The sequence below is a fragment of the Sphingomonas spermidinifaciens genome (assembly GCF_002351485.1).
Lineage (GTDB): Bacteria > Pseudomonadota > Alphaproteobacteria > Sphingomonadales > Sphingomonadaceae > Sphingomonas > Sphingomonas spermidinifaciens.
Genome location: NZ_NWMW01000002.1, coordinates 271,579 through 286,748, shown reverse-complemented (window position 1 = coordinate 286,748; position 15,170 = coordinate 271,579). Strand labels below are relative to the sequence as shown.

The 15,170-nt window shown below is 70.0% G+C and carries 16 protein-coding genes; 10 read left to right on the top strand and 6 right to left on the bottom strand.

Annotation, left to right across the window (positions count from 1 at the left end; translation table 11 throughout):
- Positions 1-11 precede the first annotated feature (11 nt).
- Positions 12-602, bottom strand: coding sequence for a thioredoxin domain-containing protein (locus COC42_RS11490; RefSeq protein WP_096343476.1), 591 nt, complete (start codon positions 600-602; stop codon positions 12-14).
- A 146-nt stretch (positions 603-748) separates the two neighbouring features.
- Between COC42_RS11490 and COC42_RS11485 the strand changes: the two genes are divergently transcribed.
- The 10 genes from COC42_RS11485 (at position 749) to COC42_RS11440 (ending at position 11,794) form a co-directional block, all read left to right on the top strand.
- The gene (locus tag COC42_RS11485; protein ID WP_245844060.1) at positions 749-2,293 is read left to right on the top strand and encodes an agmatinase family protein; all 1,545 of its coding nucleotides are present in this window, start codon (positions 749-751) and stop codon (positions 2,291-2,293) included.
- A gap of 148 nt (positions 2,294-2,441) precedes the next feature.
- A complete protein-coding gene (locus tag COC42_RS11480) occupies positions 2,442-3,290 on the top strand; it encodes an urease accessory protein UreD (protein WP_096343474.1) in 849 nt (282 codons plus the stop codon).
- Positions 3,291-3,296: 6 nt separating this feature from the next.
- Positions 3,297-3,599 carry an urease subunit gamma gene (locus COC42_RS11475; RefSeq protein ID WP_096343473.1) on the top strand — a complete coding sequence of 101 codons (303 nt, stop codon included), beginning with the start codon at positions 3,297-3,299 and terminating at the stop codon, positions 3,597-3,599.
- A gap of 106 nt (positions 3,600-3,705) precedes the next feature.
- The gene (locus COC42_RS11470; RefSeq protein WP_096343472.1) at positions 3,706-4,011 is read left to right on the top strand and encodes an urease subunit beta; all 306 of its coding nucleotides are present in this window, start codon (positions 3,706-3,708) and stop codon (positions 4,009-4,011) included.
- A gap of 1 nt (position 4,012) precedes the next feature.
- Positions 4,013-5,722 carry an urease subunit alpha gene (ureC, locus tag COC42_RS11465; RefSeq protein WP_096343471.1) on the top strand — a complete coding sequence of 570 codons (1,710 nt, stop codon included), beginning with the start codon at positions 4,013-4,015 and terminating at the stop codon, positions 5,720-5,722.
- Between the two features lie 11 nt (positions 5,723-5,733).
- A complete protein-coding gene (gene ureE, locus COC42_RS11460) occupies positions 5,734-6,225 on the top strand; it encodes an urease accessory protein UreE (protein WP_096343470.1) in 492 nt (163 codons plus the stop codon).
- Entirely contained in the window at positions 6,215-6,895 is a 681-nt protein-coding gene (locus COC42_RS11455; protein ID WP_096344158.1) for an urease accessory protein UreF, read from the top strand. Before ureE ends, COC42_RS11455 begins: the two co-directional genes overlap by 11 nt.
- Positions 6,892-7,524 (top strand): urease accessory protein UreG, encoded by a 633-nt coding sequence (gene ureG, locus COC42_RS11450; protein ID WP_096343469.1) that lies wholly within the window; start codon positions 6,892-6,894, stop codon positions 7,522-7,524. Before COC42_RS11455 ends, ureG begins: the two co-directional genes overlap by 4 nt.
- Positions 7,521-10,877, top strand: a complete 3,357-nt coding sequence (locus tag COC42_RS11445; RefSeq protein WP_096343468.1) for a hybrid sensor histidine kinase/response regulator — start codon at positions 7,521-7,523, stop codon at positions 10,875-10,877. The genes ureG and COC42_RS11445 overlap by 4 nt, the downstream gene beginning before the upstream one ends.
- On the top strand, positions 10,874-11,794 hold the full coding sequence (locus tag COC42_RS11440) for a response regulator transcription factor (protein ID WP_096343467.1): 921 nt from the start codon (positions 10,874-10,876) through the stop codon (positions 11,792-11,794). The genes COC42_RS11445 and COC42_RS11440 overlap by 4 nt, the downstream gene beginning before the upstream one ends.
- 7 nt (positions 11,795-11,801) lie before the next feature.
- Here COC42_RS11440 and COC42_RS11435 read toward each other — a convergent pair whose 3' ends face one another.
- The 5 genes from COC42_RS11435 to COC42_RS11415 are packed head-to-tail and all read right to left on the bottom strand — an operon-like array spanning position 11,802 to position 15,130.
- The gene (locus COC42_RS11435; RefSeq protein ID WP_096343466.1) at positions 11,802-12,290 is read right to left on the bottom strand and encodes a cytochrome c family protein; all 489 of its coding nucleotides are present in this window, start codon (positions 12,288-12,290) and stop codon (positions 11,802-11,804) included.
- Complete coding sequence (locus tag COC42_RS11430) at positions 12,287-12,829, bottom strand: methylamine dehydrogenase light chain (protein ID WP_096343465.1); 543 nt, start codon at positions 12,827-12,829, stop codon at positions 12,287-12,289. Before COC42_RS11430 ends, COC42_RS11435 begins: the two co-directional genes overlap by 4 nt.
- A gap of 17 nt (positions 12,830-12,846) precedes the next feature.
- Entirely contained in the window at positions 12,847-13,449 is a 603-nt protein-coding gene (locus COC42_RS11425) for a thioredoxin domain-containing protein (protein WP_096343464.1), read from the bottom strand.
- Positions 13,446-13,970, bottom strand: coding sequence for a MauE/DoxX family redox-associated membrane protein (locus COC42_RS11420; RefSeq protein ID WP_096343463.1), 525 nt, complete (start codon positions 13,968-13,970; stop codon positions 13,446-13,448). Before COC42_RS11420 ends, COC42_RS11425 begins: the two co-directional genes overlap by 4 nt.
- Positions 13,967-15,130, bottom strand: a complete 1,164-nt coding sequence (locus tag COC42_RS11415) for an amine dehydrogenase large subunit (RefSeq protein ID WP_176484652.1) — start codon at positions 15,128-15,130, stop codon at positions 13,967-13,969. Before COC42_RS11415 ends, COC42_RS11420 begins: the two co-directional genes overlap by 4 nt.
- Positions 15,131-15,170: the final 40 nt, after the last annotated feature.

The window sequence follows — 15,170 nt, the reverse complement described above, 5'->3', positions numbered from 1 at the left end:
CTTCGTCGGCCTTATCCCCCGCTTGCGGCGGTCCCCGCAAGCCCCGGCCGCAGCCGCACGATCCGCGCCGAGCGGGCCGGCGCCGCCTCGCGCGGGAGCGCCGCGATCAGCGCGACGAGCTGCTCGCGCGTCTCGACCGCACCGCTCGCCAGCGTCGTCCCGTCGGCGGCGACCAGCATCGCCGCAGGCCGTACCGCGATTCCCAGATCCTCGGCGACCGCGCCGCCGATCACGATGTCGCGCTCGCCGATCTGATGTAGTCGCGCCAGCGCCTGATAGCCCGCAGGGTCGCCCTCGCCCACCAGTACCAGCCGGAGGCGCGCCGGATCGCCGAGCGCGATTGCTTCGCGCAGCGCCGCCGCCGAGCGGGTGCAGTCGGGCGCGGCGAACAGGAGGAGCAGCGCACGCCCGTCACGGCTCGCCCGGCCGATCGTCAGCGTCTCGCCGGTGAGTGTCGCCGCGCTGACGACGGGCACGCGCGGGGCCGCCGCCTCGACGGGGCGGTCGGCGGCGAGCGCGCGCACGCGTCGGTCGAGCGCGAACCATGCGACCCCCAGCAGGACGATGGCGATCCACAGGAGAAAGTGCGAGGCGATGAGCATCTCGCCGGCCTAACGCCCGCGTCTGCGGGGCAGCATGGGGCGAACGACGTAGAGGCGCCAGCCTACGTCGTTCGCCCCATGGCTACCCCGCCTTGTCCGCGTGCAGATCGGTCCGGATCGGACGATCTGGGGGCAGGACGATGGGCATGAAGCGCAGGCTGGCGGGTTGGGCGATCGGCGCGGCGGGGCTCGCCGCCGCCGGCATCGGCACCGCACAGAACGAAAAGCCCGTGCTGCCCCCGGCGCTCGCCGCCAAGGTCGCCGCGCTGCCCAAGGCCAAGCGCGACTTCCTAACCTCCGACGAGGCAGAGATGTTCGCGGGCTCCTATCCCAAGCTCTACGAGCGCCTCTCGACCAAGAGCCCGGCCGAGATCGAGGCCTATATCGACGGCGCGCAGGCGGCGCTTCAGGCGTCGAAGTTCAATGCCGCGACCGACATGGCGGCGATCCCGCTCAACACCGGCAAGGACAGCTTCAACGGCTGGAAGGTCCGCCGCCCCGCCGGGCTCGATCCCAAGCGCGAGCCGGGGCCGATCGAACTCAGCTACTATCTCCACGGCCGCGGCGGCGGCGTCTATGGCGGCGGCATCGCCACCTTCGCCGGCGCGCCCGTTGCGATATTCCCCGAGGATCTGGTCGCGGGAAAGGTCGACGTGGCGATCGTTGGCGCGCCGCTCGACATGGGGTCGGGCTATCGCGGGGCGAAGGGCGGCCCGGCGGCGATGCGCAACCAGTATGGCGCGGGCGGGATCGATATGTACACGATGGTCGACCCGTCGAAAGAACTGAACATCGTCGACTATGGCGACATCGCCGTGGACAACATGTCGACCGAGCGCACCGTCCACCATGTCCGCGAGCGCGTGGCAGAAATCGCCCGGACGGGCGCCATCCCCTTCATCGTTGGCGGCGACCACAGCCTCGAATATTCGGACGTCGCGGGGCTCGCCGATGTGCACGGCAAGGGCAGCTTCGGCGTGGTCCATTTCGATTCGCACTATGACGCCGGCAAGGAAGGGGTGCATTTCATCACCCACGGCGCCCCCGTCTATCGTGCCGTGAAGGAGGGGCACGTCCAGGGCAGGAACTATATCCAGGTCGGGCTGCGCGGCCCCTGGCCCGAGCGCGAGGGCTTCGAATGGATGCGCGACAATGGCGTGCGCTATCACGCGATGCCCGAGATCGAGAAAGCGGGCTGGGCCGCGACGATGGAGCGCGCGCTCAAGGAGGCGCGCGAGAGCGGCAAGAAGCTCTTCATCAGCTTCGACGTCGACGTGCTCGACCCCGCCTTCGTCCCCGGCACCGGCACGCCCGTCCCCGGCGGCCTGACGATGCGCGAGGCGATTCCGATCGTCCGCCGCCTCTGCGCCGAGAACGAGCTGGTCGGCTTCGAGATCGTCGAGCTCGCGCCGATCCTCGACCCCACCTATCGCAGCGCGCTCAACGCCAACTTCATCATGCACGCGTGCCTGACCGGCGTCGCAATGCGCAAAAAGGGCATCCGCCAGGTCAATTTCCTCTCGGACCTCACGACCGAGCACGGCCAGCCCGGCGCGGGCGAAAGCGGGACGAAGCGCGGCAAGGCCGAGAAGATCGACCCGAACTATCCGACGCCCAGCAGGCGCGGCGGCGGCGGGCGAGAGGAGCGGGCGCCGGCGGCGGCACCCGACCGGCGCGGGCGGACAACCTGAGCCTCCGTCTGTCCGTGCCGGGTAGAAACCGGGTAGCGGCGTAGCTGCCGACGCCCAAGCTCCTCCCCGTGCCGGGAAGGATTTTGCTCGTGAGCCATACGTCAAACGCCCCATGTGACGCGCAGCACCCCCTCCGCACAGTCCCGTGATGCTCGCAACCGGCGCCGTCGCCGTTCCTTCCCCGCCGCGGTCGCGCCACCAGCGCGTCGACGGGCGCGCGCGTGTCGTGTTTGGCACCGACGGCATTCGCGACCTCGAGCAGGTGGCGCCCGCCCGCCTCATGTTCCCGCACGCGCGCGGCGGCGACTTCCCGCTGGTCGTCACCGTCACGACCAGCGGCGGCTTGACCGGCGGCGATCGCCTCCGCCTCGACATCGTCGTCGAGCCGGGTGGCTGCGCGACGATCGTCCCGCAATCGGCCGAGAAGCTCTATCGCGTGCTGCCCGACGACCAGCCGACGCGGATCGAGACGACCATCGCGCTCGGCGCGGCCGCGCGCTGCGAATGGCTGGCACAGGAGGCGATCCTGTTCGACGGCAGCCGGATGCACCGAACGCTCGACATCGACATGGCGCCCGACGCGCAGGTGCTGGCGATGGAGATGCTCGTCCTCGGCCGCGCCGCCATGGGGGAAGCCTATTCGGGGGGGCTCATCCACGACGGCTGGCGCATCCGCCGTGGCGGCGCGCTGGTCTGGGCCGATGCGCTGCGGATAGAGGGGGCATTGGACCGCACGCAGCCCTATGGCCTGGGCGATGCGGGCGCGCTCGCAACGCTCGTCTATGCGGGACCGGAGGCGGAGGCGCAGCTCGATCTCGCACGCGGACTGGCCGAGCCGGCGCTGGGCGGCGCGACCGCCTTCGACGGCCTGCTCGTCATCCGCATGCTCGGCCCCGACGCCACCCGGCTGCGGCGCGAGGTGATGCGCATCGCGGGCGTGCTGCGCGCGGCGATCTTCGGCCTGTCGCCGTCGATGCCCGCTATCTGTCATTGCTGACGTGCGATGCAGCTGACCCCGCGCGAAAAGGACAAGCTGCTCGTCGCGATGGCGGCGATCGTCGCGCGCCGCCGGCTGGAGCGCGGCGTGCGGCTCAACCACCCGGAGGCGGTCGCATTGATTGCCGACCATGTGGTCGAGGGCGCGCGTGACGGGCGGCCGGTCGCCGAGCTGATGGCCTCGGGCGGCCACGTCCTCACTCGCGACCAGGTGATGGAGGGCGTCGCCGAGATGATCCACGATATCCAGGTCGAGGCGACCTTCCCCGACGGCACCAAGCTCGTCACCGTCCACCGACCGATCCGATGATGGGGCACCGCACCACGTGCTTCCACGAGATCGGGAGCCTAGAGTCATCAAGCGTTGCGCTTGACGGTCCCGGATCCCCGCCCTCGCGGGAATACGAGGCTGCGCCATGACCCCCGGTGAGATCCTCCCGCTTCCCGGCGACATCCGCCTCAACGAAGGCCGCGAACCGATCGAGGTCGAGGTCGCCAATACCGGCGACCGCCCGGTCCAGGTCGGCAGCCATTATCACTTCGCCGAGGTCAATCCGGCCCTCGCCTTCGACCGCGCGGCGGCGCGCGGCCGCCGGCTCGACATCGCCGCGGGCACGGCGGTGCGGTTCGAACCTGGCCAGTCGCGGACGGTGCGGCTGATCCCCTATGCCGGCGACCGCGTCGTCATCGGCTTTCGGGGCGACGTGATGGGGCCGCTCTAGGATGCCAGTCGCCATTCCCCGATCGGTCTACGCCTCGATGTACGGCCCGACCACCGGCGACCGCGTGCGGCTGGGCGACTCCAACCTGTTGATCCGCGTCGAGCGCGACCTCACCGTCTATGGCGAGGAAGTGAAGTTCGGCGGCGGCAAGGTGATCCGCGACGGCATGGGGCAGAGCCAGGTGACTCGCGCCGAAGGCGCGCCCGACACCGTCGTCACCAACGCGCTGATCCTCGACCACAGTGGCATCTACAAGGCCGATCTTGCCATCCGTGACGGCCGGATCTCGGCGATCGGCAAGGCGGGCAATCGCGACGTCCAGCCCGGCGTCACCATCCCCATCGGCCCGGGAACAGAGATCATCGCGGGCGAGGGCCGAATCCTCACCGCCGGGGCGATCGACGCGCACATCCACTTCATCTGCCCGCAACAGGTCGATGAGGCGCTGAACGCCGGCGTCACGACGATGCTGGGCGGCGGCACCGGCCCGGCGCACGGCACGCTCGCCACAACCTGCACGCCCGGTGCGTGGCACATCGGCCGGATGCTCCAGGCGCTCGAGACGATGCCGATGAACTTCGGCCTGTTCGGCAAGGGCAATGCCAGCCGCCCCGACGCACTGGTCGAGATGGTGCGCGCCGGCGCCTGCGGCCTCAAGCTGCACGAGGATTGGGGGACCACCCCCGCCAGCATCGACTGTGCGCTGTCGGTCGCCGACGCGATGGACGTGCAGGTGACGATCCACACCGACACGCTCAACGAAGCGGGGTTTGTCGAGAGCACCATCGCCGCCTTTGCCGGCCGGACGATCCACAGCTTCCATACCGAGGGCGCGGGCGGCGGCCACGCGCCCGACATCATCAAGCTCGCCGGCCTCGCCAACGTCCTCCCCTCCTCGACCAACCCGACGCGGCCCTACACCGTCAACACCATCGACGAGCATCTCGACATGCTGATGGTGTGCCACCACCTCGACCCCCGCATCGCGGAGGACGTGGCCTTTGCCGACAGCCGGATCCGCAAGGAGACGATCGCCGCGGAGGACATCCTCCACGACCTCGGCGCCTTTTCGATGATGTCGTCGGACAGCCAGGCGATGGGCCGGGTGGGCGAGACGATCATCCGCTGCTGGCAGACCGCCGACAAGATGAAGCGCCAGCGCGGCGCCCTCCCCGGCGACGATGGCGAGGCGGACAACCTTCGCGCGCGCCGCTATGTCGCCAAATACACGATCAACCCCGCGATCGCCCACGGCATCAGCCACATCGTCGGGTCGGTCGAGGTGGGCAAGCTCGCCGACCTCGTGCTCTGGTCCCCCGCCTTCTTCGCAGTGAAGCCCGACCTCGTCATCAAAGGGGGCAGCATCGCCGCCGCGCCGATGGGCGACCCCAATGCCAGCATCCCGACGCCGCAGCCGGTCCATTACCGCCCGATGTTCGGCGCGCTCGGCCGCGCGGGCGCGCTGTCGGCGCTCCACTTCGTCTCGGCGGCCAGCATCGAGGAGGGCGTCGCCGAGCGGCTGTCGCTCGTCCGCCCGGTCGAGGCGGTGCGCGGCACCCGGGGGATCGGCAAAGGCGACATGATCCTCAACGATGCCCTCCCGCATCTCGAGGTCGATCCCGAAACCTATGAGGTGCGTGCCGACGGCGAACTCCTCACCTGCGAGCCGGCGGACGTGCTCCCGTTTGCCCAGCGCTATTTCCTGTTCTGAAAGGCCAGCCCATGCCCGTCGCCGCCCGATTGCTGCCCGCCGGAAGCTGGGACCGGGCGAGCGCGTGTGATCGGATCGCGCTCGATCATGACGCGCGCCATCGCCGCCGCTTCCACTATGTCGCGGCGGGCGGCACCGCCTTCCTCCTCGACCTGCCGCGCGCCGCGGTGCTGGCGGAGGGCGACGGGCTCGCACTCGACGACGGCCGCGTGATCGCCGTCGAGGCGGCGCCAGAGCCGCTGATGGAGGCGCGCGCACCGACGCCAGGTGCGATGATGCGGCTCGCCTGGCATATCGGCAACCGGCATCTACCCGCGCAGCTCGGCTTCGACGTCATCCGCCTGCGCCGCGACCATGTCATCCGCGACATGCTGGAGGGGCTCGGCGCCGAAGTGGTCGATGTCGAGGCGCCCTTCACCCCGGAACAGGGCGCCTATGCCGGCGGCGGCGGTCACGCCCACGGCCACCATCACCGCCATCACGAGCACGACCATGCTCACTGACGGTGCGCTCCATCGCCTGCTCGCGTGGACATCGCCCAGCTATCCAGTGGGCAGCTTCGCCTATAGCCACGGGTTGGAAACCGCGGTCGAGGACGGGCGCGTCAAGACCGCTGACGACATGGCCGACTATATCGAGGCGGTGCTGACGCGCGGCGGCGGCTGGGTCGATGCGGTGCTGTTCGTCCATGGCTGGCGCGCGGCGGGCGACGAGGCGGCGTTCGACGGGGTCGCCGAACTCGCCGCCGCATTCCGCGGGTCTAGCGAGACCGCACTCGAAAGCCGGCAGCAGGGTGCCGCCTTCCTGTCAATCACCCGCGCCGCCTGGCCGCACCCCGCGCTCGACGCCTTCGCCGCGCGCTGGGGCGATCGGCCGGTCGCGCATTCGGCGGCGATGGCGCTGGCGAGCGCGGCGCACGGCCTCCCCCTCGAACCCGCGCTGCACGGCTGGCTCCACGCCACCGCCGCCAACCTCGTCTCGGCCGGCGTCCGCCTCGTTCCCCTCGGGCAGACCGACGGGCAGCGCGCGCTCACCCGCCTGTCGGCGCGGCTGCCGGCGATCGCCGAGGCGGCGATGGCGACCCCGCTCGACTCGCTCGGCACCGGCGCGCCCTTGCTCGAACTCGCCTCCATCGCGCATGAGACGCTCTACACAAGGTTGTTCCGATCGTGACCTCGACTCATGGACCTCTTCGCGTCGGCATCGGTGGCCCCGTCGGCTCTGGCAAGACGGCGCTGACCGATCGCCTGTGCAAGGCGATGCGCGACCGCTGGGACGTGGCCGCGATCACCAACGACATCTACACGCGCGAGGATGCCGAGTTCCTGACGCGCTCGGGCGCGCTCGTCCCCGAACGGATCATGGGGGTCGAGACCGGCGGCTGCCCGCATACCGCGATCCGCGAGGATGCGAGCATGAACCTCGCGGCGGTCGACACGATGACCCGCCGCTTTCCCGCGCTCGAACTCGTCTTCATCGAAAGCGGCGGCGACAACCTCGCCGCCACCTTCAGCCCCGAACTCGCCGACATCACCATCTACGTCATCGACGTGTCGGCCGGCGACAAGATCCCGCGCAAGGGCGGGCCGGGCATCACCCGATCGGACCTGCTTGTCATCAACAAGATCGACCTCGCCCCGCTGGTCGGCGCGGACCTGGGCGTCATGGACCGCGACGCGAGGAAGATGCGGGGGCAGCGGCCGTTCCTGTTCACCAATCTCAAGGAGAATCTGGGCCTTTCCGAGATTATCGACTTCATCGTGGCGACGGGCGGCCTGCCGGAGCGTGCGGCCCCGGCATGAGCGCAACCGATTACGTCCTTCGCGAAAAGCGGCTCTACAACAAATGGGCCGCGAGCCAGACGATGGAGGACTATGCGCTGCGCTACACCGCCGATCGCGGGCGGCGCTGGTCGGCGCGGGCGGTCGCCAACACCGCGATCGGCGCCACCGCCTTCCTCGCGTGCGAGGCGATCGGCGCGGCGATCACGCTGACCTATGGCTTCGCCAACAGCGTCGCGGCGATCGGCGCGGCGGTCATCCTGATGTTCGTCATCGGCTTCCCGATCGCGGTGCAGGCGGCGCGGCAGGGCCTCGACATCGACCTCCTCACGCGCGGCGCGGGCTTCGGCTATCTGGGCTCCACCGTCACTAGCCTGATCTACGCCTCGTTCACCTTCCTCCTCTTCTCGGTCGAGGGGATGATCATGGCCGGCGCGCTGACCGCGATGACGGGGATGCCGCTCTGGCTCGCCTATCTCCTGAGCGCGCTCGCGGTCATCCCGATCGCGATGTACGGCATGAGCGCGATCACCCGCTTCCAGGGCGCGACGCAGGCGGGCTGGCTGATCCTCCAGCTGCTGCCGATCGCCTATATCCTGTGGCTGGGGCCGGCCGAGCTCAGCGACTGGGCGCGCTTCACCGGCGCGTTCGGCGCGCCCGGCGGCGGGGTGGATCTCGTCTATTTCGGCTTCGCCTTCTCGACGCTCTTGTCGCTCCTGCCGCAGATCGGCGAGCAGGCCGACTATCTCCGCTTCCTGCCCGCCCGCGCGACCGTCGGCCGGACGCGCTGGTGGGCGGCGGTGCTGGCGGGTGGACCGGGCTGGACGCTGATCGGCGGGATCAAGCTCCTCCTCGGCTCGTGGCTCGCCCACCGGCTGATCGAAAGCGGCGCAAACGCCGCCGATGCGTCGAGTCCCGCGGCGATGTTCCACTGGGTGTTCACCGCCATGTCGGGCCAGCCCGGCGCGGCGCTGATCGTCACCGGGCTGTTCGTCATCGTCTGCCAGCTCAAGATCAACGTGACCAACGCCTATGCCGGGTCGATCGCCTGGTCGAACTTCTTCTCGCGGCTGACGCACCAGCATCCGGGCCGCGTCGTCTGGCTCGTCTTCAACGTCCTCCTCGCGCTGCTCCTGATGGAGATCGGCATCTTCGACACGATCGAGGCGGTGTTGATCCTCTATGCGACGCTTGCCGCCGGCTGGATCGGCGCGCTCGCCGCCGACCTCATGATCTCCAAGCCCTTGAAGCTCTCGCCCGCGGGGATCGAATTCAAGCGCGCGCATCTCTACGACCTCAATCCCGTCGGGATCGGCGCGATGCTGCTGGCGATAGCGGTGTCGAGCCTTGCGCATGTCGGCGTCTTCGGGCCGTTGGCGCGCGCGTTCGCGCCGGTCATCGGCCTGGGCGTCGCCTTCACCACCGCCCCCGTCCTCGCGCTCCTCACCCATGGCCGTTGGTACATCGCCCGGCGCACCCATTGGCAGGGCGATGGCGGCGAGCGGACCTGCATCATCTGCGAGAACAGCTTCCAGCTTGCCGACATGGCGCATTGCCCGATGTATGCGGCGCCGATCTGCTCGCTCTGCTGCACGCTCGAGGCGCGCTGCCACGACCGGTGCAAGCGCGACAGCCGCGCGACGCAGCAGCTCGCCCGCTGGATCGAGCGCGCGCTGCCCGGCCTCGCCGCGCGCCACGTCCATACGCCGACCGGGCAGTTCGTGGTGGTGATGTCGGTCATCACGCTCGCGAATGCCGGCCTTTTCGGCACGCTCTACTGGCATTTCGCGGCGCGGACGCTGTCGGGGTCGGCGGTCGGCGACCTGTTCCTGGCAATCTTCATCCTGCTCACCCTTGCGGGCGGGGTCATCGCCTGGATCGTCGTCCTCGCCCACCAGAGCCGCCGCGCGGCGATGCAGGAAAGCGAGCATCACGTGCAGGAACTGATGCGCGAGATCGACGCGCATGTCCGCACCGATGCCGAGCTTCAGCGCGCCAAGGAGGTCGCCGAGAGCGCCAATGCCGCCAAGAGCCGCTATCTGGTCAGCGTCAGCCACGAGATCCGCTCGCCGCTCAACTCGATCTACGGCTACGCGCAATTGATGGAGCGCGGTCATGACGTCGCACCCGGCGAGGCGGCCAAGGTCATCCGGCGCTCGGCCGAGCACCTCACCAACCTGGTCGAGGGGCTGCTCGACATCAGCCAGGTGGAAAGCGGCGTGCTGCGCATTGCCAGCGAGACGGTGCGCCTGCCCGCCTTTCTCGATCAGATCGCCAACATGTTCCGGCCGCAGGCGCAGGCCAAGGGGATCGAGTTTCGCTATGAGCGCCCCGCCAGCCTGCCCGACATGGTCCGCACCGACCAGAAACGGCTGCGCCAGATCCTCATCAACCTTCTGTCCAACGCGGTGAAGTTCACGCGAGCGGGATCGGTCACGCTGCGCGTCACCTATCGCAGCCAGCTGGCGACGTTCGAGATCCTCGACACCGGCATCGGCATCGCGCCGGAGGATGTCGAGCGCATCTTCGAGCCGTTCGAGCGCGGCGGCAACGAACATGCGCAGCGGCAGAAGGGCGTGGGCCTGGGCCTGTCGATCACCCAGGCGCTGGTGCGGATCATGGGCGGCGACATCGCGGTGCGGAGCGAGGCGGGCACCGGCACCTGCTTCACGGTCCGGCTGATGATGGGACAGGTGGCGGGCTCGGCCGCCGATGCGCCCTCGCCCGCCCGCCTGTCGGGCTATGAAGGGCGCCGCCGGCGCGTGCTGCTGATCGACGACGACGAGCATCAGATCGCGGTGCTGCGCGGCCTTCTCGAACCGCTCGACTTCACCGTGGACGAGGCGACGAGCGGCGCGGCCGGGCTCGAGCTCGCCGCGGCCGAGCTGCCCGACATCGTTCTCCTCGACATCTCGATGCCGGGCGAATCGGGCTGGGACGTTGCCGCGCGCCTTCGCGAGCGATTGGGCAAGGCGGTGCGAATCGTCATGGTCTCGGCCAACGCGCACGAGTTCAATCGCGGCGGCGACGGCTATGCCGCGCACGATCGCTTCCTGATGAAGCCCGTCGATCTGGATGCGTTGCTTGAGGTACTGGCCGACCAGCTGGACATCCGCTGGACCGGCGAGCCCGCCGAACCTGCCATGCCCCCGGTCGAGGCGGCGCCGCGCATCGTCCTGCCGGCGGGCGCGCTGCCGATCCTTGCGGAAATCGAGGACAAGGCGGTAATCGGTCACGTCCGGGGGATCGAGGCGAGCATCCGCACGCTCGAACAAACGGTACCGGCCGCCGCGCCGCTCGCCACCGCGCTGCTCGGCTATCTCGACCGCTTCGACCTCAAGGGGCTGATCGCGGCAGTGAGGACCGCGAAATGAGTGCGCCGATGCAGCCCGACACCGTCCTTGTCGTCGACGACACACCCGAATCGCTGCGCTTCCTGACCGACACGCTCGAGGCGGCGGGCATCTCGGTGCTGATCGCGACCAGCGGCGACGCCGCGATCGAGCTGATGGCGCACGTCGTCCCCGACCTCATTCTGATGGACGCGCTGATGCCCGGCCTCGACGGGTTCGAGACGACGCGCGCGATCAAGGCAGCGCCGCAGGGGGCGGGCGTGCCGATCATCTTCATGACCGGCCTGACCGAAAGCGAGCATGTCGTGCGCGCGCTGGAGGCGGGCGGCATCGACTATGTGCGCAAGCCCATCGTCGTCGAGGAGCTGCTGGCGCGCGTCCATGTCCATATGGCGAATGCGCGCCGCGCCGCGGGCAGCGCATTCGCACTCGACGCGACGGGCCGCAATCTCGTGGCGCTGGACGGCGCGGGCCGCGTCGCCTGGTCGACGCCGGCGGCGGAACGGCTGCTGCAGATGCTCGAGCCCGGCTGGTCGCGCGCCGGCGGCACGCTGCCCGCCCTTCTCGCCGCGCCGACTGCCAGGCTGATCGCCGACAATGCCGCGGCGGGCCAGACGCTTCGGGTGGAGACCGGCGGGGGCGAGGCGATCGAGCTGATCGTGGTCGGTCGCCGCCGCCGCGACGAGCTGCTCGTCCGGCTCAACCATCTCGACCCGCAGGCCGATATCGCCCGCCTCTCCCAGGCGTTCGGCCTCACCAGCCGGGAGGCGGAGGTTTTGCTTTGGATCAGTTACGGCAAGCCTAACCGCGTGATCAGCGAAATCCTGACGATCAGCCCGCGCACGGTGAACAAGCACCTGGAGCAGATCTTCGAGAAGCTGGGGGTCGAAACGCGCGCCGCGGCGGCGGCGTTCGCGGTGCGAGTGATCGCGCAGTAGCGCCTGCTCAGCCGCTATAGTCCGCGAGGCTTGCCGGTGCCGCCGGACAGCGGCGGCGGATGTCGGCGACCAGCCGCGCCCGTTCGCGCAGCAGCGAGGCGCGCACGATCGGCGAGCGGCGCAGCACCGCGACCTCCGCCCCGTCGAACGCGCGCGCGCCCGCCGGCGCACTCTCGCCGCCCAGGCGGAAGACGACATAGTTGACGAGCGCCGCCAGCGCCTCGGGGTCGTCGATTGGCGCATGCGCGACGTTGGGCAGGCGGATCAGATAGTCGCGCCCCTCGGTCGTACAGAGGAACCAGCCAACCCGGCCACGCAGTTCAGGCACCCTGGCGGGCGCCGAGCTGCCAGCGACTCCGTGGCAGCCGCCGCAATGTTCGATATAGTCCGAGCGCGCCGCCGCCTGCACCGCCGGCGGCGCCTCCCATGACGGCAGCGCGGCGGCCGAGAGCGGCACCGCCGCGGCGAGCGCGAACCAGGCCGCGCCCTGCCTCATTCGGCGGTGCCGACCACCACCGCGGTGGAGCAGTGGTACTCCATGCTCGACACGCCGAAGCACCAGATGATGTCGTTGTTGGTCGACGGGCGATAAATCTCGGTCGCGCGGTCGGTGTTGTCGCAGTTGCAGCGGTTGCACGCCGAACTGCCGCAACAGTCGCGATAGGCGATCAGATAGGCGCGGCCGTCATCGGGATTGATACAGGTGCCGACCCAGCTCGTGGGCGATGGCTCGGTCCCCGGCGGGCAGGTATGCACCCCGCCGCCGCAACAGGTGCAGAGCGACCCGTCGATCGCACAGTAGCGCCAGTAATCGCACTGGGTATCGTCCTTGGTCTGGGCAGTGCGGGCGAAGCCGGTCTTGCCCCGCACGCTGCGGTCCTTGCCCGATTGCGCATGGCTGACGGGCAGCAGCGGGAAGACGGGCGCCGCGACGATCGTCGCGCCCAGCCGGGCGAGAATGCCGCGGCGCGAGCTGTGCCCCGCCAGGCGGCGCAGCAGCCGCTCGAAACGCGCATCGGAGGAATGGTCGGGCATGGATAAAGGCTCCCGGTTCAGGCGGGTTTGGCGAGGCGGGCTTTAAGATAGTCCTGGACCGAGGCCATCCCGCTCTCGTGCGAGACGACCATGCTCTCCAGATGCTCGCGGCTGTTGACGAGGCCGCGGGCGAGCAGCGTGCCGTCGTCGCCGAGCAGCACCGCATGCGGCAACTTGTCGACGGCAAAGGCGCGGCCGAGCGACCCGTCGTTGACAAAGGCATAGCCCAACAGGCCGTGGTCCGCGACCAGCCGCGCCTGCCGTGCGGCATCGTCGTCGCCCGCGAAGACGAGCTCGATCCCCTCCGCCTTGGCGAAGCTGCGCGCGAAGGGGATGAGCTTCTTGCAGATCGGGCATTGCGCCGAGACGAAGAACAGGAGCCGCCGCGCGCCGGGGCGCAGCGCGCCGCCGATCTCGATCGCGTCACCGTCGAGCGTGGTCGTCTGGATGCGCGGCGCCGGGGTGCCGACCGCCGGCCCCTGACGCGGGGTCAGCGCGCCCGCGGGGGCGACCCGCTCGTGCAGCACGCCCACCTGCCGCGCGACGGCGAGCAACGCCGCCGCCACGGCGACGAGCAGGATCAGCGTGATTCCCTGGGTGATGGCGAGCAGCACGATCATGCCATTTGTCTCCGAAGCGGCGGCAGCGCCGCGAGCGTGGCCCGGACCCGCGCGCAGAGCCACAGGCCGAATGAAAGCGCTGCCGCAGCCGCCATCAGGCCGAGGGGCGGCTGGCCCGCGCCGAGCGTCGCGACGAGCAGGATCGACAGCGCGAGATTGCCGGCAACCAGCCCCCAGCCGATCCGCGCGCCGGTGCCGCACCCGCAATCGAGGTCGCGGCGCCCGCGCATCAGGTTGATCGCCGCCGCCAGCGCGAACAGCGCCAGCAGCATCGCGGCGGCCGGTGCGGCAATCCTGAGGTCGGGCACGACCAGCGCCGCACCGATCGCCAGCTCGATGGGCGGCAGCATTGCCGCGATCACCGCGGCGGCGCCGGCCGGCAGCAGGCGATAGGCGGCGACCGTCGCGGCGAAGCCGTCACGGTCGTGGAACTTGGTCAGGCCCGCCGCGACGAACATCAGCGCCGCGTAGACGCGCACCGCCGCCGCGCCGGTGTCGAAGAGGAGCATCACGACGCTCATCGCACCGGCCCGAACGTCGTCAGCGTGCCGCCCCCGGCATTGGCAATCTCGTGCTTCTGCTCGAGCGTCGCGGCGTCGAGCACCCAGAGCGTCTCCTCCTCGTTGAGGAAGAGGAGCGGCTGCGCGTCCTGGCTCACCTCGACAAAGCTCGCCTTGTGCTTGAGCTTCTTGCGCGTCAGCACCCGGCGGGTCGCGCTGTCGATCACCCACAGCTCGGTGCCGGGCTCCTTCTGCGACCAGTATTCGCCCATGTGCATCAGGACGAACAGCCGCCCGCTGGGCTTGTGCCACGCCATCGGCTGGCGCCCGCCCGGCAGCCAGTTGACGGCGAGCGGCGCGGTGCTCGCCCGCGGCAGGCCCGCCGCTTCCTGCACCGACCAGGGCGTCGGCGCCTTGGGCTCGCCGCTCGCGTCGACCGGATAGACGAGGCCGGTATAGGACAGCATCATCGCCGCGCCGCTCGCGGTATCGACGGCGAAATTGTCGAAGATCGGGTCGTTCTCGGCCGAGAAGAAGCTTTCACTGCGCGAAACCGAGCCGCGCCCGCGCGCGTCGAGCGTGGTGACCGCCAGCGCCCCGTCGGCGCACAGCGACAGCGAGGCGGCGGCGCCGATCGCCGCCGACAGGCCGCAACCCGGCACCTCGGTACGGCCGAGGACTCGCGAGCGCACCAGATCGACGACGATGATCGAGCTCGCCGGATCAAAGTCGTAGACATAGGCATAGCGCCCGTCGGCGCTGATCCCGAGGTCGTGCTTGCGTGTACCGACCAGGAGCCGGCCCGGCAGTGCGATCTCGCGCACCACCTTCAGCGTCCGCGCGTCGCGCACCGTCAGCATGTCCTGGCGGGTGCCGCGATTGCCCTTGGTCCAGATGCTTTCGGCGACGTAGAAATAGCGCCCCGCCGGGTCGAGCGCGACGTTCGAGAGCTGCGCCTCGTGGATCAGGCCCAGCATCTTGCCCGTGTCGCCGTCGAACAGGCGCGCGCCGGTGGACCCCCAGTTGGTATTGACCATGACGACCCGCGGGCCGAGCACCGGGAGCGCGGCGACGTCGCTCTCCTCGACCGGCAATTCGGGCGGACGCGGCGGCGTTTGCGCCTGGGCCTGAACGCCCGCCGCCGACAGCAACGCCGCGATGACCGATATACGCTGCCTCATTCGACCGATTCCCCCCATGCCGAACGCTCTCCCAATCTGT